The sequence below is a fragment of the Ancylobacter terrae genome (genome assembly GCF_045108345.1).
GTDB lineage: Bacteria > Pseudomonadota > Alphaproteobacteria > Rhizobiales > Xanthobacteraceae > Ancylobacter.
Genome location: NZ_JBJGXH010000001.1, coordinates 1,758,249 through 1,775,335, shown reverse-complemented (window position 1 = coordinate 1,775,335; position 17,087 = coordinate 1,758,249). Strand labels below are relative to the sequence as shown.

Genomic DNA, 17,087 nt, shown 5'->3' with positions numbered 1-17,087 from the left:
TGCCGTCGTATGTGCGGTTAACCGTTACGTCAAGACACTATAATTCTTATTTATAGGAATTAAAAACTGCGAAATTGAGGTCGACGTCTACGGCCGCTCCAGATAACAACGAGAGATATCAAGTATTATCGGATCGGGATCGAAGCCGGATGAGACCAATGCTGCCAAGTGCCGTGACGCGCGTTGGCGTCATCGTCGCGATGATTGGAATCGCCGTGGCATTTTCGTCACATGCGGGCGCAACTGACGCACCGTCGGCGCGCGATGCCTCAACCGGCGCGGTTGCCGTCGATGCCAGCCGGGTGGTGGCGATCGGCGGGGCGGTCACCGAGATTCTCTACGCGCTCGGGCTCGAGGACCGCATCGTCGCCGTCGACACCACGAGCGTGTTTCCGCCCGCCGCGCTGAAGGACAAGCCGAATGTCGGCTATATGCGCGCGCTGTCGCCCGAGGGCGTGCTGGCGCTCGGCCCAACGCTGATCCTCGCCGCCGACGGCGCCGGTCCGCCCGATGCCGTCGCGGTGCTGAAGGGGGCTTCGGTCGCCTTCGTCAGCCTGCCGCCGGCGCAGGATGCCGAGGGCGTCGTCGCGCGCATTCGCGCGGTGGCGCAGGTGATGGGCGAAGCGGCCAAGGGCGAGGCGCTGGCCGCCGCGGTCGCTGAGGACTTCGCCGCTCTGGCGACACTGCGCGCGCGCATCGCGGCGCCGCGCAAGGTCGTGTTCGTGCTGTCCGCCTCGGGCGGCGCGCCGGTGGTGGGCGGCAGCAACTCTTCCGCCGATGCCATCCTGAAGCTCGCCGGCGCCGGCAATGCGATGGCATCCGTGCAGGGGTTCAAGCCGGCCGTGGACGAGGCGATGCTCGCCGCCGAACCCGAGGCCATCGTGCTGATGCGCAACGGGCCGGCCGGTCACGGCGTGCCCGACGAGACCTTGCTGGCCATGCCGGCCTTTGCCGGAACGCCGGTCGCGACGACGCGGCGGGTGGTGCGCGTCGACGGTCAATACGCGCTGGGCTTCGGCCCGCGTACGCCGCAGGCCGCGCGCGATCTCGCCGCCGCCATCTATCCCGATCTCGACCTTCCCGCGCTTCCCGATCGCGCCTGGGCGCCGACGTCAGGCGAGCCGGTACGGGGGAACGGCGGTTGAGCGCGGCGAGCGAAGGCCTTTCCGATCTGCCGGCCGCCGCGCTGCTGGCGCGGGCGCGACGCGGGGCCATCGGGCTTGCCGCCTGCGCCGCGCTGGCGCTTGCGGCGGTGTTCGCCTCCCTTGCGGTGGGTCCGGTGACGATCGCCCCTGCGCGCGTCGTCTCGATCCTCGCGGCCGCGCTGACGGGCGGCATCGAGACCGCTGGCCGGGCCGCGCGCGAGGCCATCGTCGTGCTCGACATCCGCCTGCCGCGCACGGTGCTGGGGCTGCTCGTCGGCGGCGCGACCGCGACGGCGGGCGCGGTGATGCAGGGCATGTTCCGCAATCCGCTGGCCGATCCGGGGCTGATCGGCGTCTCCGGCGGGGGGGCGCTGGCGGCGGTGATGTGGATCGTACTCGGGGCTCCGCTCGCGGCGCTTCTGCCGACGCAGATCGCCGGTCTCGCCCTGCCGTTTGCGGCCTTTGCGGGAGCGCTCGCGACAACCGCCGCGCTGCACGCGATCGCGACGCGGGAGGGGCGCACGTCGGTGGCGACGCTTCTCTTCGCCGGCATCGCGCTCGGCGCACTGGCCGGCGCCGGCACGGGGCTGATGGTGTTCATGGCGTCCGACCAGCAATTGCGCGACTTCACCTTCTGGACCTTCGGCAGTCTCGGCGGCGCGACCTGGGTGAAGGTGGCGACGGCGACGCCGTTCGTGCTGGCGCTTCTCACCCTCGCCCTGACGCTCGCGCGTGCGCTCGACGCCCTGGCGCTCGGCGAGGGCGGGGCGTTCCATGTCGGCGTCGATGTGGAGCGCACCAAACGCCTCGCCATCGTCGGCGTCGCCGCGGGCGCCGGAGCGGCAGTGGCGGTGGCCGGCGTGATCGGCTTCGTCGGCCTGGTCGTGCCGCATCTGCTGCGCCTCGCCATCGGGCCGGGCCACCGGATCCTGCTGCCGGCCTCCGCCCTGCTCGGCGGCGCGCTGCTGCTCGGCGCGGACGTGGCGGCGCGCACGCTCGCCAGTCCGGCGGAACTCCCGCTCGGCGTGGTTACGGCGGCGATCGGCGCACCGTTCTTCCTCTGGCTCCTGCTGCGCCAGCGCGCGGCCCTGTTCGGGTGAGACCATGTACGCGGCCGAAGGGATTTCCGTTCTCGCTGGGCGGCGGGCGCTGCTCGACGGCGTAAGCGTCACCGTCGTTCCCGGGAGCGTCACCGTCGTGGTGGGGCCGAACGGTGCGGGAAAGTCCACGCTGCTCAAGGTACTCGCCGGGGAGAGCCGCGCGGATGCGGGGCGCGTCACCCTCGACGGCGTCGACATCCGCGCGCTCGGCGCTGCCGGCCTCGCCCGTCGCAGGGCCGTGCTGGCCCAGAGCGTCCACGTCGCCTTCCCGTTCACGGTCGCCGAGATCGTCGCCATGGGCCTGATCGACGGCCGCGATCGTGCCGGGCGGGTGGGACGCGCGCTGGCGCGGGTCGATCTCGGCGGCTTTGCCGGGCGTTTCTACGGCGAGTTGTCCGGGGGCGAGAAGCAGCGGGTGCAGATCGCCCGGGCGCTGGCGCAACTCGAATCGGGCGAGGGGCCGGGATACCTGCTGCTCGACGAGCCCACCGCCAGCCTCGATCTCGCGCACCAGCTGCTGGTGGTCGAATTGGCCCGCGCGGTCGCGGCCGCGGGCGGCGGCGTGCTCGCCGTGCTGCACGACCTCAATCTCGCGGCGATGGCCGGAGACCATATCCTGGCGCTGAAGGACGGCTGCGAGGCGGCGAGCGGAGCACCGGATGCGGTGCTGACGGACGACCATCTCGCCCGCATCTACGGCGTGCCCGCCCGGGTCGGGGTCGCCCCGGGCGGCGTCTTCGTGCTGCCCCAGTCGGTGGGGCTTCAGGCCTGAGGATCAGGCGCGGCGACCCGCCGGGCGGCGGGCTGGCGCGCTCACTTCAGCTTGTCGACGTCGATGCCGATGGTGATGGCGCCGATCGCGTTGTCCTTGTCGGCGATGGTGACGCTGACCTGGGCGATCTTCTTGCCGTCTTCCTCTTCCACCTTGTCGACGAAGATGGTGCCGGGGCCAACCGGATAAGTCTTCTGCCACTTGGCCTCGTCGGCCTGCCACATGTCCGAGGTGCCGTCGGTCTGGCCGACATTGAGGCCGCGATCGTCCATCACGAAGGCTTCGGTGATCACGCCGCCGGAGGCTTCCTTCTTCTTGGTGAGGAAGGCCGCGAGCGGATTCTTCATGGTGCTGTCACGCAGCTTCTGGTCCTTGGCCTTCCAGTCGGCGTCGAGTTGGTCGATGTCGGTCTGCATCAGGCGGGCATGGGCCTTGTTCGAAGCGATCACCGCCTCGATCACGGCCTTGTCGCTGAGCCACGGCATCACGTTCTTCTTCACGTAGGCGGTGACGGGCTGCACGTGGGCGGCTTCGTCCTGTGCCATGGCAACGCCGCCACTCAGCAGGCAGCCGAGCGCGACCGCCGCGGCGATCCGGGCGTGAAACTTCATTGTTCTTCCTCCCTAGGGACGATCCTTTGGCGTCCGAGGGTAATTATCTCCAAAGATTTGAAATGAATCAAGTCGAACGAAGTTTACAATTTTGATGCACGGCACAATACGGCGATGATAACTTATCGCATGCGCGAAAAGCAGAATGAATACATAGAATACCTTAAGCCTTGGCGGGATGTTTCGGGTGGCCGTGCAGGATGATGCCGGGAAAGGGGCAGCTTTCCCGAAGCCGGGTCGCGATGATGTCGCCCGTCGACCGACGGGTGGACTTCCTGCGTCTGCCGGTGCGTCACGCAATTCAGGCGCGCGCTGCGGTCACCCGCCGGCAAGATTGGTCTGAAATCCAACATTCGGTGTGTAATACACCGTATATCAGCGCGGCGACTGGACGCGGCTGCGCGCACGCCCCGGTGGGCGCCTGATGAGAGGAGCGCCAGAAGCTCGTTCAGCCTTCGATCGCGGCGACGGCCGGTCGGCGCCGGCGGACGCCGCGCGCTCCCACCACGCGGGTAATGACGACCGCGAGCAGGGTGGTGACGATGGCGACGCCGGAGACGACGGCGATCAGGTGCCCGCCGTCCAGCGTCGAGAGGTCGCCGAGGCTGCGGCCGGTCAGATAGCCCGGCGCCAGCATCATGGGCACCCAGACGATGGCCGAGGTGACGTTGGCGAACTGGAAGCGGCGTTGGCCCATCAGCATGCACCCCGCCACCAGCGGGATGGTCGAGCGCACCGGGCCGAGGAAGCGGCCGAGGAAGATCGAGGCGAAGCCGTAGCGTCGGAAGAACAGGCGGGCCTTGGCGATTCCCGTCTTCTGGCGTTCCAGCGCCCGCAGCCGGAACAGCCCGCGGCCGTAGCGGCGGCCGAGCCAGAAGGAGACCGCGTCGCCCAGCACCGCGCCGGCGACCGACCACGCGATGACCGGCATCGGATCGAGCGCGCCGGTGCCGATCAGTCCGCCGACCAGCAGCATGAGCGCCGTCGCCGGCATCACCAGCCCGACGAAGGCCAGCGATTCGCCGAACGCCACGAGGCCCAGCACCGGACCCGCCCAGGCATGATGCGCCGAGACGAACTCCATGATGTGGCCGGTCAACTGCTCCATCCGCCCTCTCCCTGTCTGCCCGCACATGAAGCCGAGACAGATGACGGGACGATGGCGCCGCCAAATCACTATTCGGTGGGCAGGCGTCCGAGGTCGGCGGATGTTGCGTAGTCGAGGCCGTAGCCGAGGGGAAAGAGCGGCTCATAGGGCGTGTCGCCGGCGTTCACCTGCTGATTCGGCCGACGCGGCCAGGAGAAGGAGAGGCGGCCGCGGAAATCGTGCGCGATGGCGCCGCCCGGCGTGCGGAACAGCAGGTCGGCAACCGCGCCGCCCTCCGTCCCCGGCAGCCATGCGGCGACGAAGGCGCGCGAGGCGTTGATCTCGGGCGTCGACCACAGCGGGCGGCCGGACAGGAACACGGCGACCACGGGGATGCCGTCGCCGGACAGCTTCTCGATCAGCGCGAGGTCGCCCGGGCGGGCCGCGGAATAGGAGGTCGTCGGCAGGTCGCCCTTCATCTCCGCATAGGGCATCTCGCCGAACACCACGATGGCGATGTCGGGCTTCTGCGTGAAGCTGCCGTCGGGACTCAACGCGGCGGCGCCGCCGGCTGCGCTCACCGCTTCCGCGATGCCCGCATAGATCGACTGGCCATGCGGGAAGCCGGCATTGTCGCCGGTGACGCCCTGCCAGCTCAGCGTCCAGCCGCCGCACTGCCGGCCGATGTCGTCGGCGCCATCGCCGGCGACCAGCACGCGCGAGCGCGGCGCGAGCGGAAGCAGGCCGCCCTCGTTCTTCAGCAGCACCAGGCTCTCCCGCGCCGCCTCGCGGGCCAGAGCCCGGTGCGCGGGCGTGCCGAGAAGGTCGAATTTCCCGGCAAAGGGCCGCTGCGACGGGCGCGGCGCCTCGAACAAGCCCGCACGCAGCTTCACCCGCAGGATCCGTCGCACCGCGTCGTCGAGCCGCGCCGCGGGAATGGTGCCGGAGCGGACCTGGGCCAGCAGATTGTCGAACAGCTCGCGCCAGTTTTCCGGCGCCATGTACATGTCGACCCCCGCGAGCATGGCCTGCGGGCAGTTGCCGGGCGTGCAGCCGTTCACCTGCGCGTGGCCGTTCCAGTCGCCGATGACGAATCCCTCGAACCCCATGCGCTGCTTCAGCACGCCGGTCAGCAGGCTGGCATTGCCGTGCATCTTGCGGCCGTGCCAGCTGGAATAGGAGGCCATCACCGTCTGCACCCCGGCCTCCAGCGCCGGGACGTAGCCGGCGCCGTGGATATCGCGCAGCGCCGTCTCGTTGGCGAGGTTGTCGCCCTGGTCGATGCCCTTGTCGGTGCCGCCGTCACCGATGAAGTGCTTGGCGGTGGCGATCACATGGCCTGCTCTCAGGAAATCCGGCGCGCCCGGCTTGCCCTGGAGTCCCTCGACCATCGCGCCGGCATAGGCGGCGACGATGGCGGGATCCTCCGAATAGCTCTCATAGGTGCGGCCCCAATGATCGTCCCGCACCACCGCCAATGTCGGGGCAAAGGTCCATTCCTGCCCGGTCACCGAGACTTCCAGCGCCGTCGCCGTGCCGATGCGGCGGATCAGCTCGGGATTCCGCGCCGCGCCGAGCCCGATATTGTGCGGGAACACCGTCGCGCCGACGATCTTGTTGTGGCCGTGCACGGCATCGATGCCCCAGATCAGCGGCACGTAGGTGCCGCCGCGCGCCCGGTTGGCGGCGAAGAAGGCGTCGGCTAGCGCCAGCCATTCCTCCGGCTCCGCGCGCGGCTTGCCGCCCGGCGAGGCGTCGCCGCCGTTCAGGATGGAGCCGAGCGGGTAGCGGAGCAGATCGTCGGGCTGGATCGAGGCGATATCCGCCTGCACCGTCTGGCCGACCTTTTCCTCCAGCGTCATCGTCGCGAGGAGGCCGTCGATGCGCCGTTCGATCGCCGCATCGAGCGGCGGCACCGGCGCCAGCGTCGGCCACATGTCCGCATTGGCATTCGGCGGCGCCGACTGGGCTCCGGCGTGGCCAGGCGTCAGCACGGCGAGGAGGCCGATCGCTCCGGCGGCAATCAGGCGGAGCTGAGGGAAAGAGCGTCGCGACATGCCGGGGCGTTCTCCTCTGCCGGACGGGAACCGTGCCCGCGCAGCGCCGGACTGGCGATAGCTCGGATGGGCTGCCGCCTCAAGCTGATCGCCCACGAATGACGCAGCGTCATGCATTGCCTAACGGATTGGCATACTGCATATCAGTTGAGCATCCGGTGGCGGCGGCTGGCCGGACCATATCCGGAGCCTGCGCCATGTCCGAATTCCGTGCCCTTCTGAAGCGCTTCGGTCCCGCGCTTGGCCGCGTCCCTCCCGGAGAGCGGCTGCGGGCCGGCGCGGGCGCGGCACTCGGCCTGCTCGTGGTGGCCTTCGGCACGCTGCTGGCGCTCGGCCCGTCCGCCGGTATACCGCTGATCATCGCACCGATGGGCGCCTCCGCGGTTCTGCTCTTCGCCGTGCCGGCCAGTCCGCTGGCGCAGCCCTGGTCGATGCTCGCCGGCAACATCGTGTCGGCGGTTATCGGCGTAACAGCCGCGCAATGGATACCCGATCCGCTGGTGGCGGCCGGCGTCGCCGGCGGCACCGCCATCGCCGCCATGGCCTCGCTGCGGTGCCTGCACCCGCCGAGCGGCGCGGTGGCGCTGACGGCGGTGCTTGGCGGGCCGGCCGTGGCGGCGGCCGGCTATGGGTTCGTGCTCTGGCCGGTGGCGCTCAATTCGCTGCTGCTGATCGGAACCGCGATGGTCTTCAACAACCTGACCGGCAAGAGCTATCCGCACCGGCCCATCGTCGCGGTCGAGGGGCCGCGGGCCGATCCCCCGCCGGCGGCCCGGCTCGGGGTCGGCGCGGAGGACGTCGAGGCGGTGCTGAAGGATTACGGCGAGGTGCTCGACGTCGCCCCCGGCGATCTCGCCGGCCTGCTGCGCGAGGCGCAGCTGCGCGGCCTGCGGCGGCGATCGGCCCATCTCGACGCGGCCGACATCATGTCGCGCGACGTCATCGCCGTCACCCGCGCGACGCCGCTGCGGGAGGCGGTGCGGCTGATGCGGGAACAGCATGTGCGGGCGCTGCCGGTGACGGATGCGGGCATGAAGCTGGCCGGCATCATCACCCAGAGCGACATCATCAACCACACGGTTCCCGACGCGCATGAGGTCCATCCCGGGTGGCGGGAACGCCTGCGGCACCTGCTGCGGCCCGGCAGCGTGCCGGGCACGGCCGTCGGCGACATCATGACCGTGTCGGTCCTGTCGGCGCGGCAGGATTCCCCGGTGGTCGATCTCGTGCCGCCGATGGCGGATCGCAAGGTGCATCTGCTGCCGGTGGTCGACGCGGACAGCCGCGTGGTCGGCGTCGTCAGCCAGTCGGACCTGATCGCCGCGCTGTTCGACGAACGCCTGATCGAGGCGGCCGGGGAGCGTGGCTGAGCGCCGATATCCGGTGTGACAGAGCCCGGCGGGGATGCTACGCGCTGGTGTCCCGTCCCGCGGTCATCAGCACAGGAATCGTCCCATGGCGGTCTCGTCGTCCAACCATCTGCGCTTCTACATCGACGGTGCATGGGTCGATCCGGTCGTGCCGGCACGGCTGGACGTGATCGATCCCTCCACCGAGGAGGCCTACACGCAGATTTCGGTGGGATCGGCGGCGGATGTCGAGAAGGCGGTCGCGGCGGCTCGCGCGGCCTTCGAGACCTTCGCCTTCACGCCCAAGGCCGAGCGCCTCGCGCTGCTGAAGCGCCTGCTCGAGCTCTACAACGACCGCTTCGAGGATATCGCGCAGGCGGTCTCGCAGGAGATGGGCGCGCCGCTCGCCTTCGCCCGCGACGCGCAGGCCTGGGCGGGCCGGGCGCATCTGGAAGCCACCATCGCCGCGCTCGAAACCTATGAATTCGAGCACCAGCGCGGCACCACCCGCGTGGTGCAGGAGCCGATCGGCGTCTGCGCGCTGATCACGCCGTGGAACTGGCCGCTCAACCAGATCGTCTGCAAGGTCGCGCCCGCCATCGCCGCCGGCTGCACCATGGTGCTGAAGCCGAGCGAGATCGCCCCGATCAGCGGCATCGTCTTCACCGAGGTGATGGCCGAGCTCGGCCTGCCGAAAGGCGTCTACAACATGGTCAACGGCACCGGCCCGGATGTCGGGCAGGTGATGGCCGGCCATCCCGGCGTCGACATGGTGTCGTTCACCGGCTCGACGCGTGCAGGCATCATCGTCGCGAAGACCGCGGCCGACACGGTGAAGCGCGTGGCGCAGGAACTCGGCGGCAAGTCCGCCAACATCGTCCTGCCCGACGCCGACCTCGCCACCGCCGTGACCAAGGGCGTCGAGGGTTGTTTCGGCAATTCCGGCCAGTCCTGCGACGCGCCGACCCGCATGCTGGTGCCGGCCGATCGCCATGACGAGGCGCTCGCCATCGCGAAGACGGCGGCCGAGACGCACAAGGTCGGCGATCCGCGCGCCGACGATACCGTGCTCGGCCCGGTGGTCAGCCAGATCCAGTTCGACAAGATCCAGCGGCTGATCGAGGCCGGCATCAAGGAAGGCGCCACGCTGGTGACCGGCGGCCCTGGTCGGCCAGAGGGGCTGAACCGGGGCTATTACGTGCGCCCCACCGTGTTCGGGGGCGTGACCAACGACATGACCATCGCCCGCGAGGAGATCTTCGGGCCGGTGCTGTCGATCCTGCCCTACGCTACCGAGGAGGAGGCGGTCGCCATCGCCAACGACACGGTCTACGGCCTCGCCGCCTATGTGCAGAGCGGGGATATCGGCCACGCCCGCGCGGTCGCCGCGAAGATGCGGGCGGGCTCGGTGTACCTCAACTACCCCGACTGGGACACCAACTCCTCCTTCGGCGGCTACAAGCAGTCGGGCAACGGGCGCGAATATGCCGATTTCGGCATCCACGACTTCCTCGAGACCAAGAGCATCGTCGGTTACGGCGACTGATGATGCGCGCGATCGGCGGGGAGGGAGCGATGATCTTCCGTGCGGAGCGGCCGGAGGATCATCCCGCCATCCGCGGTCTGCTCGTCGACGCCTTCGGCGGGCCGGCGGAAGCCGACCTCGTCGAGCAGCTGCGGGCCGATGGCGATGCCGCCATCGCGCTCGTCGCCGAGCAGGCGGGCGTGGTCGTCGGCCATGTCATGTTCTCGCCCATGGCCGCGCCGGTCCGCGCGCTGGCGCTGGCTCCGGTTGCCGTTGCGGAAGATATACGGCAGCAGGGAATCGCAAGCCGGCTCATCAACGCCGGGCTCGCCATCGCGCGGGAACGGCTGTGGCATATGGTTTTCGTGCTCGGTGAGCCGGCTTATTATTCACGCTTCGGCTTCGACGCGTCGTTGGCGGCCGGTTTCGCCTCGCCCTATGCCGGCCCCTATCTGATGGCGCTGGCACTCAACGGCGAGAACTCCGTCCGCACGGGGGAGATCCGGCACGCCCCCGCCTTCGCCGTTTTTGAGTGACGTTACGTCGAATTTGAATCAACGGGTGAGGGATTTTCTCACACGATCGCGCTAAACTCCTGAATAGAAAAGGTATTCTAGGAGCATAGACGATGCGTTCCCGGGTCATCGGCACCACGCTGCCCGTCCTTGAAATCGAGCTCGACCCCGGCGACGCCGTTCTCGGCGTGCCCGATCAGCTCTCCTGGATGTCGGGCGACGTGACGCTCACCACCTCCACCGCCGGGGGCGGCGGGGGCGGCGGTGGCCTGCTCGGTCTGGTGAGCCGGGCGGTTTCGGGCGGCGGCCTGTTCATGACCGAGTTTCGCGCGGGCCGCTCGCCTGGCAACGTCGCCTTCGCCGCCAAGCTGCCCGGCAGCATCCTCGCGGAGGAGATCGCGCCCGGCCGCAGCCTCATCGCCCATCGCCACGGCTTCGTCTGCGGCACGACGGGGGTGGAGATTTCGACTGCCTTCCAGCAGAAGCTCGGCGGCGCCATCTTCGGAGGCGAGGGGCTGGTGCTGCAGAAGCTCGCCGGATCGGGACAGGCCTTCATCGAGCTCGGCGGCGAGATCATTCCCTACACGCTGGAGCCGGGCCAGACGCTTCTCGTCCACCCCGGCCATGTCGGCATGTTCGACGAAAGCGTCGCCTTTGAGGTGACGATGATGCGCGGCATCCGCAACGCCCTGTTCGGCGGCGACGGGCTGTTCCTCGTCCAGCTCACCGGGCCGGGACGGGTCTGGCTGCAGACGCTGACCCCGCCCGGCCTCGCCCACACGCTGACCCCCTATCTGCCGGCCCGGCAAGGCTGAGGACCGCTCATGACCATCCGCACGCATCTCCTCGCCGCCGCCGCGCTGCTCGCGGCCTCTCCCGCCCTGGCGCAGGACCGGCCCGACTACGGCCCGTTCCGCGAGGGCCTTTTCCTGCGCTACCTCAACGCCGAAGAGGGCGGCATCGGCGCGGTGCCGCGCATCGGGCTTTCCTTCGGCGACCGGCCGATCCGGGCCGAACTCGATTCCGGCTCGACCGGCATCGTCGTGGCGGCCGCGTACATCCCGAATTTCGACCAGCTCACCTCGATCGGCGAGGGGCGCCTCACCTATACGAGTTCCGGCCGGGTGATGGTCGGGCAGTGGGTGGTCACCCCGGTCAGCCTGGTCGGCCGCGAGGGAGCGAGCGTCACCACCGAGCCGATGCCCGTACTCGCCGTGACCGAAGTGCGCTGCCTCGACGATGCCCGCGACTGCACGCCCCATGACGACCCGCGCGGCATCGCCATGGTCGGCGTCGGGTTCGCCCGCGAGGGTGACATGCAGAGCCAGTCGACGCCGGACAAGAACCCGCTGCTGCGCGTCACCGGCGGCGAGGGGCCGCGCCGGCGCGGCTACATCCTCACCCCCGAGGGCGTGCATGTCGGCCTCACGCCGGCCAATACCGGCGGCGAGTTCCGCTATGTGAAGCTGAAGCGCCAGCCCGACCGGCCGGACTGGCAGGGCGTGCCGGCCTGCATCGTCCTCAACGGCGCGAGCCCGCCGGCTTGCGGCTCGATGCTGGTCGACACCGGCGTCTCCGCCATGTTCATGACGGTGTCGCCCGCGCAGGCGGCCGGCGCGGAGGGCTCCCTGCCGGACGGCACGCAGGTGTCGATCCGCCTCGGCGATGCGAACGCGTCGTCCGAACTGTACGGCTTCGAGGTGGGCGGGGAGTCGCCGCTGGCGCCGGATGGCACCCATCTGCGGGTGTCCGCCACCCGCGCCTTCGTGAACACCAGCTTCCACCTGCTGAACGGCTTCGACGTGCTCTACGACGCCGATGGCGGCTATGCCGGCTTCCGCCGGCACTGACGCCTCAGCCGAGCAGCACCAGGCCGACGAGCCCGCCGCCGAGCACGAACAGCGCCGGGTTCACCTTCTTGACGAAGTAGATGCCGAGGAACACGGCGATGGCGATCAGGACGGTGAGCGAGCCGTCGATCGCCGTGCGGGCGATCGAGATTGTGCCCGCCGCCATCAGCCCGACCACCAGCGGGGCGAGGCCCCGCTGGATCGCGGCCCGCCAGGGCGAGCCCTCGAAATGCTCCCACACCCGCGAGGCGACAAGCGAGATCGCGCTCGCCGGCAGGAAGAAGCCGAGATAGGCGAGCAGCGCGCCGAGATAGCCGGTGACGTGATAGCCGATCACCAGCACCATCAGCATGTTCGGTCCCGGCACCACCTGCCCGAGCCCGTAGATGTCGCGGAACTGGTCCTCGGTCAGCCAGTGATGCTGGTCGATCACCAGCGCCTTGGTCTCCGGCAGCACCGCCGCGCCGCCGCCGACCGCGAGGATCGACAGCAGGCTGAACACGCCGAGGATGCTGAGATTGCCGCTGTCGCTCATGGCGCCTCACCGCCCTTCGTGGGCGCGCCCGGTCGAGGGCGATAGATCAGCACGGCGGCGGGGCCGACCACCAGCAGCACCCACACCAGCGAGACGTGCAGCACGCTGACCAGCACGACGGTGGCGACGATGATGCCGACATCGACGACGTTGCCGAGCTGCTTGCGCCCGATCTGCAGCGTGACCGCCGACAGCATGCCGACCGAGGCGGCGCCGACCCCGATCAGGGCCGCGTTGACATAAGGGTTATGCGCGTTGGAGGCGTAGAGCACGCCGAGCACCATCACCAGCGCCGCCCCCGGCAGCGTCATGCCCAGGAAGGCGATGACCGCGCCGATCGTGCCGCGCAGCCGGTCGCCGACGATCACGCTCATATTGGTGGCGTTGAGGCCGGGCAGGGCCTGCGCGATCTCCAGCGCCGAGAGGAAGCGCTCCTCGTCCAGCCAGCCCTTCTGCAGCACCAGCGCGTTGCGCAGATAGGCGACGACGCCGCCGCCGAAGCTGGTCGCGCCGATCACCAGGAAGGTGAGGAAGATATCGCCGAGCGGCACCGGCCCGGCGGCCGGGGCGGGGCCGTCCGGAAGGGCGGGCGAGGCGGCGGGCGCGGGCGTGCTCATTCGTGGCTGGCGACGGGCTGCTTGCCGAGGCCGTAGACGATGGCGGTCTTGGTGGTGCCGAGCTGCACCCACTCCGACGCCTGCATCTGCACCGCCTTGAAGAACTCCTCCGAACGCGTCTTCGCCTTCTGGTGCAGCGCGTCGTAGCGCTCGAACTTGGCCTGGAACGCGAACTCGCCGATCAGCGAGGTCTCGCTCGCCCGCTCGCGCCACAGCGCGATGGTCGCCTTGGCGGTGAGGTCGCGGCCGAACTCGAAGGTGCCCACGTTCACCTGCACCTCTTCGACCGCCTTGTCGTTGACCAGCGCGATCGAGGTGCCGTCGGTCTTGCAGAAGTCACGGACGGACGGAAACGTGGTGGCGATGTGCTCGAGCCCGTGGTCGAGCACGAGGCCCGGCGAGAGCAGCACGCAATTGTGCGAATAGAGGCTGCGGAAATCGCCGATCTTCTCCTTCAGCGGCAGCAGCTCTTCCTTGAACTTGATGTTGGCGACGCCCTGAAGGTGCGGCGTCACGTCGACCGCGGCGGCCTGTTTCAGGTCCGGATGCCGGAACTTGAGCGTCAGCTCGTGATCCCGGTCCGGCCAGCCATCGGTATAGAAGGTGCGCTTGCGCAGGATGAAGGCGTTTCGATAGAGGTCGTAGTCGGGCGTGTCGTAGAACAGCACCTCGCGGACCTGCCGCTTGAAGGCGTCCTTGTTCGTAGTCACCCCGACCTTCAGGTCGTCGGCGATGGCGCAGACCTTCTTCCAGTAGACCTCGAACTGGTGGGGATCGAAGAAGCGTTCCGGCCGCAGGAGGATCTTGTATTCACGGTAGTGAAGGTCGTCCATGGGGGAACCGCAACGCTTTGGGGAAGGGCGCGTGGCCGCACGCGCACCCCTCAGGCTAGGCCGGAGATGGTTGACGGATCGTATAGACGAAGGTCCATGCGGCGGCGAGGGGGAACGCACCGCTCGACGCCCCGGCTCCCCGGCGATATGGTGCGGCGCGCTGCAGGGGGTACCCGCAACCCCGGCCGCCGATCCCGTCACATCCGTTCGCCTGACCCGATGACCTGCCGCCGGCCCGCCTCTTCTCCGTTCCGCCGGTTCCGCCCCAGGGTGGCGGCCACATCGTCATGAGCGATCCGACACGCGCCTACCGGCCCGACATCGACGGATTGCGGGCGGTCGCCGTCCTGCCGGTGGTGGCCTTCCACATGGGAATCGCCGCCGTACCGGGCGGCTTCGTCGGCGTCGATGTGTTCTTCGTCATCTCCGGCTATCTCATCGCCGGCCTCCTGATGAACGACCTGCGCGAGGGTGCGTTCTCGATCGCGACCTTCTACCAGCGCCGGATCCTGCGCATCTTCCCCGCGCTCGCGGCGATGCTGATCGCCGTCTGCCTCGTCGCCGCCACCGTGCTGCGCCCCACCGAGGCGATGGAGATCGGCCGCAGCACCTTCGCGGCCGCGCTGTTCTATTCGAACATCTTCTTCTGGAAGACGTCGGGCTATTTCGAGGATCAGGCCGAGCAGAATCCGCTGCTGCACACCTGGTCGCTGGCGGTGGAGGAGCAGTTCTACGTCTTCTTCCCGCTGATGCTCTACGCCATCTGGCGCTGGGGGCGCGGCCGCTATGCCGGCTGGTTCGCGGGCGTCGCGCTCGCCTCCTTTGTGCTCAGCATCGCCGGCCTCGTCTATGAGCCGACCGCGACCTTCTACCTGCTGCCGACGCGCGCCTGGGAGCTGCTGCTCGGCGCGCTGATCGCCGCCGGAGCCGCTCCCGTGGTGGCCTCGCCCGCGCTGCGCGGCGGTCTTGCCGCCGGCGGGCTGGCGATGCTGCTGGCCAGCAATTTCCTGCTGTCGGGCGACATGCCGTTCCCCGGCTGGAACGCGCTCTGGCCCTGCCTCGGCGCCGGGCTGCTCATCGCCTACGCGCCGGGCACGGCGGCCGGACGGGTGCTGTCCTGGCGCCCGATGGTCGCCGTCGGGTTGATCTCCTATTCGCTCTACCTGTGGCACTGGCCGGTCATCGTCTTCTGGCGCCGTTTCATGGGCGGCGAGATCGAGGGCGCCGGGCTCGCCGCCGTGGCGGCGCTGTCGCTGGTGCTCGCGGGGGCGTCCTACGCCCTCGTCGAGCGACCCTTCCGGGCCGGGCGCCTGCGGCGGCTGCCGTCCTGGCGTGTGGTCGGCGCGGGGGCTGCCGTCGTGCTGCTGCTCGGCGGTCTCGGCAACAGCGTGCGCTGGCGCGCGGAAGGCGCGCAGGACTATCCGCCGGAAATCCGCAAGATCGTCGACTTCAACCGCTATGGCCGCAGCGAGCAATACGCCTACCAGTTCCGCTTCGGAACCTGCATGGTGGTGAGCGGGGAGGGGCGTCTCGGCGACTACAAGCCGGATATCTGCCTGAAGACGGCGCCGGGGGTCGGCAACTACCTCGTGCTCGGCGACAGCCACGCCGCCCATATCTGGCGGGCCCTGTCGCTCACCTATCCCGCCGACAATTTCCTGCAGGCGACCTCGACCGGCTGCCGCCCGATCCGGGGCGACTGGGGCAAGTCGCCCTGCACCGACATCATGGATTATGTCTTCGACGACTTCCTGCCCCGCACCCGGCTGGACGGTGTCATCCTCGCTGCACGCTGGAAGGACGAGGACCTCGCGACGCTGCCCGCCACCATCGCCTATCTGCGCCGTTACGCCGGCGAGGTGGTCGTCCTCGGACCGGCGCCCAAATACAATGAGCGCCTGCCGCTGCTGATCGCCGAGAGCCGCGTCTATGGCGATCCCACCATTGCGAGCGGCGAGATCGACCGCGGCCGCAAGCGCCTCAGCGACGCGATGCGCCCGGTGGTGGAGGCCGCGGGCGCCGTCTACGTGCCGCTCTACGACATCAACTGCCCGGCCGGACGCTGCATCGAGCAGACGCCCGACGGCACGCCCGTTCAGTTCGATCGCGATCACTTCACCCTGGCCGGCGCGCGCATGGTGGCGGAGGGAATCCGGTCGCTGTGGCAGCCGCGGCCCGCCGTCTCCGCCGCCGGCAGCCGTCCGCCGGGCTGACCCGGCCCGCCCGCCGCCGCGCCCCCGTGCCGGAATCTTCGGGATGCGGCATGCTGGAGGCTTGCAATGGCGATTGCCCTGCCGCAATCCTTGCCGCGAACTGCCGCCGTTAAAGGGCCCGCCTCGGGCGATCGATTGCGAGAGCGACTGCGAATGACCGACTACGCCGAACTGCGCCGCGCCATGGTGGACGCCCAGGTCCGCGCCAACGACGTGACCGATCTGCGCATCGTCGCCGCGATGATGGATGTCCCGCGCGAGCGTTTCGTGCCCGCCGGGCGCGGTGACTTCGCCTATATCGACGACGACGTGCTGGTGAGCGAGGGGCCGCCGGCGCGCTATCTGCTGGAGCCGATGGTTCTCGCCAAGCTGCTGCAGGCGGCGGATGTGGGGCCGAACGATCTCGTGCTCGATGTCGGCTGTGCCAGCGGCTATTCGACCGCCGTGCTCGCCCATCTCGCCGGCCAGGTGGTGGCGCTCGAGCCGGATGCCGCCCTCGCCGCGGGCGCGTCGGCGACTCTCGCCGATCTCGGCCTGCTCAACGCCGCCGTGGTGGAGGGGCCGCTGGCCGATGGCTGGGCCGCCGAGGCGCCCTATGACGTCATCCTGCTGAACGGCGCCATCGAGATCGCCCCGGAGGAGCTGTTCGCCCAGTTGAAGCCGGAAGGGCGCCTGCTCGCCGTGGTCGGGCGCGGCCGGGCGGGGCGCGCGACGCTGTTCACCAAGACCGGCGGCGGCGTCAGCCCGCGCATCGTCTTCGACGCCGGCGTACCGGTCCTGCCGGGCTTCGAGGCCCGCCCGGCCTTCGTCTTCTGAGCCGATTCGCCCCGCGCTGCGGCACCCCGCTGTGGCGCATCTGCCGCGTGTCCCAGGAATCC

At 69.6% G+C, this 17,087-nt stretch carries 16 protein-coding genes; 10 read left to right on the top strand and 6 right to left on the bottom strand.

Features of this window, described 5'->3' with window-relative positions:
• Positions 1–215: 215 nt before the first annotated feature.
• Genes ACEUEL_RS08520 through ACEUEL_RS08510 form a run of 3 tightly spaced genes read left to right on the top strand, consistent with a single transcriptional unit; the run spans position 216 to position 3,017 of the window.
• The gene (locus tag ACEUEL_RS08520; protein ID WP_405703952.1) at positions 216–1,145 is read left to right on the top strand and encodes a heme/hemin ABC transporter substrate-binding protein; all 930 of its coding nucleotides are present in this window, start codon (positions 216–218) and stop codon (positions 1,143–1,145) included.
• Positions 1,142–2,245: a FecCD family ABC transporter permease gene (locus tag ACEUEL_RS08515; protein WP_405703950.1), complete on the top strand. Its 1,104-nt coding sequence runs from the start codon at positions 1,142–1,144 to the stop codon at positions 2,243–2,245. Before ACEUEL_RS08520 ends, ACEUEL_RS08515 begins: the two co-directional genes overlap by 4 nt.
• 4 nt (positions 2,246–2,249) lie before the next feature.
• Positions 2,250–3,017, top strand: coding sequence for a heme ABC transporter ATP-binding protein (locus tag ACEUEL_RS08510; RefSeq protein ID WP_405703948.1), 768 nt, complete (start codon positions 2,250–2,252; stop codon positions 3,015–3,017).
• 41 nt (positions 3,018–3,058) lie between these two features.
• On the opposite strand, the gene ACEUEL_RS08505 is transcribed toward ACEUEL_RS08510, so the two are convergent.
• The 3 genes from ACEUEL_RS08505 to ACEUEL_RS08495 form a co-directional block, all read right to left on the bottom strand.
• Positions 3,059–3,628 carry a hypothetical protein gene (locus ACEUEL_RS08505; protein ID WP_405703947.1) on the bottom strand — a complete coding sequence of 190 codons (570 nt, stop codon included), beginning with the start codon at positions 3,626–3,628 and terminating at the stop codon, positions 3,059–3,061.
• Between the two features lie 448 nt (positions 3,629–4,076).
• A complete protein-coding gene (locus tag ACEUEL_RS08500) occupies positions 4,077–4,736 on the bottom strand; it encodes a DedA family protein (RefSeq protein WP_405703945.1) in 660 nt (219 codons plus the stop codon).
• 68 nt (positions 4,737–4,804) lie between these two features.
• Positions 4,805–6,772: a glycoside hydrolase family 3 protein gene (locus tag ACEUEL_RS08495; protein ID WP_405703944.1), complete on the bottom strand. Its 1,968-nt coding sequence runs from the start codon at positions 6,770–6,772 to the stop codon at positions 4,805–4,807.
• A gap of 197 nt (positions 6,773–6,969) precedes the next feature.
• On the opposite strand from ACEUEL_RS08495, the gene ACEUEL_RS08490 reads away from it, so the two are divergent.
• From ACEUEL_RS08490 to ACEUEL_RS08470, 5 genes are all read left to right on the top strand, one after another.
• Complete coding sequence (locus ACEUEL_RS08490; RefSeq protein WP_405703943.1) at positions 6,970–8,142, top strand: HPP family protein; 1,173 nt, start codon at positions 6,970–6,972, stop codon at positions 8,140–8,142.
• An 85-nt stretch (positions 8,143–8,227) separates the two neighbouring features.
• Positions 8,228–9,667 (top strand): aldehyde dehydrogenase family protein, encoded by a 1,440-nt coding sequence (locus tag ACEUEL_RS08485; RefSeq protein ID WP_405703942.1) that lies wholly within the window; start codon positions 8,228–8,230, stop codon positions 9,665–9,667.
• Positions 9,668–9,696: 29 nt separating this feature from the next.
• Complete coding sequence (locus tag ACEUEL_RS08480) at positions 9,697–10,182, top strand: GNAT family N-acetyltransferase (RefSeq protein WP_405703940.1); 486 nt, start codon at positions 9,697–9,699, stop codon at positions 10,180–10,182.
• A gap of 92 nt (positions 10,183–10,274) precedes the next feature.
• A complete protein-coding gene (locus tag ACEUEL_RS08475; RefSeq protein ID WP_405703938.1) occupies positions 10,275–10,976 on the top strand; it encodes a TIGR00266 family protein in 702 nt (233 codons plus the stop codon).
• A gap of 9 nt (positions 10,977–10,985) precedes the next feature.
• Positions 10,986–12,011 (top strand): hypothetical protein, encoded by a 1,026-nt coding sequence (locus tag ACEUEL_RS08470; protein ID WP_405703937.1) that lies wholly within the window; start codon positions 10,986–10,988, stop codon positions 12,009–12,011.
• A gap of 4 nt (positions 12,012–12,015) precedes the next feature.
• Here ACEUEL_RS08470 and ACEUEL_RS08465 read toward each other — a convergent pair whose 3' ends face one another.
• Genes ACEUEL_RS08465 through ACEUEL_RS08455 form a run of 3 tightly spaced genes read right to left on the bottom strand, consistent with a single transcriptional unit; the run spans position 12,016 to position 13,996 of the window.
• On the bottom strand, positions 12,016–12,546 hold the full coding sequence (locus ACEUEL_RS08465; protein WP_405703936.1) for a chromate transporter: 531 nt from the start codon (positions 12,544–12,546) through the stop codon (positions 12,016–12,018).
• Positions 12,543–13,163 carry a chromate transporter gene (locus ACEUEL_RS08460; RefSeq protein ID WP_405703934.1) on the bottom strand — a complete coding sequence of 207 codons (621 nt, stop codon included), beginning with the start codon at positions 13,161–13,163 and terminating at the stop codon, positions 12,543–12,545. Before ACEUEL_RS08460 ends, ACEUEL_RS08465 begins: the two co-directional genes overlap by 4 nt.
• Positions 13,160–13,996, bottom strand: a complete 837-nt coding sequence (locus tag ACEUEL_RS08455) for a hypothetical protein (protein WP_405703933.1) — start codon at positions 13,994–13,996, stop codon at positions 13,160–13,162. Before ACEUEL_RS08455 ends, ACEUEL_RS08460 begins: the two co-directional genes overlap by 4 nt.
• Before the next feature lie 287 nt (positions 13,997–14,283).
• Here ACEUEL_RS08455 and ACEUEL_RS08450 point away from each other — a divergent pair, with 287 nt between their 5' ends.
• Both ACEUEL_RS08450 and ACEUEL_RS08445 read left to right on the top strand, forming a co-directional pair.
• Positions 14,284–16,209 (top strand): acyltransferase family protein, encoded by a 1,926-nt coding sequence (locus ACEUEL_RS08450; protein WP_405703931.1) that lies wholly within the window; start codon positions 14,284–14,286, stop codon positions 16,207–16,209.
• 153 nt (positions 16,210–16,362) lie between these two features.
• Positions 16,363–17,025, top strand: coding sequence for a protein-L-isoaspartate O-methyltransferase family protein (locus ACEUEL_RS08445; protein WP_405703929.1), 663 nt, complete (start codon positions 16,363–16,365; stop codon positions 17,023–17,025).
• The last annotated feature ends 62 nt before the right edge of the window (positions 17,026–17,087 follow it).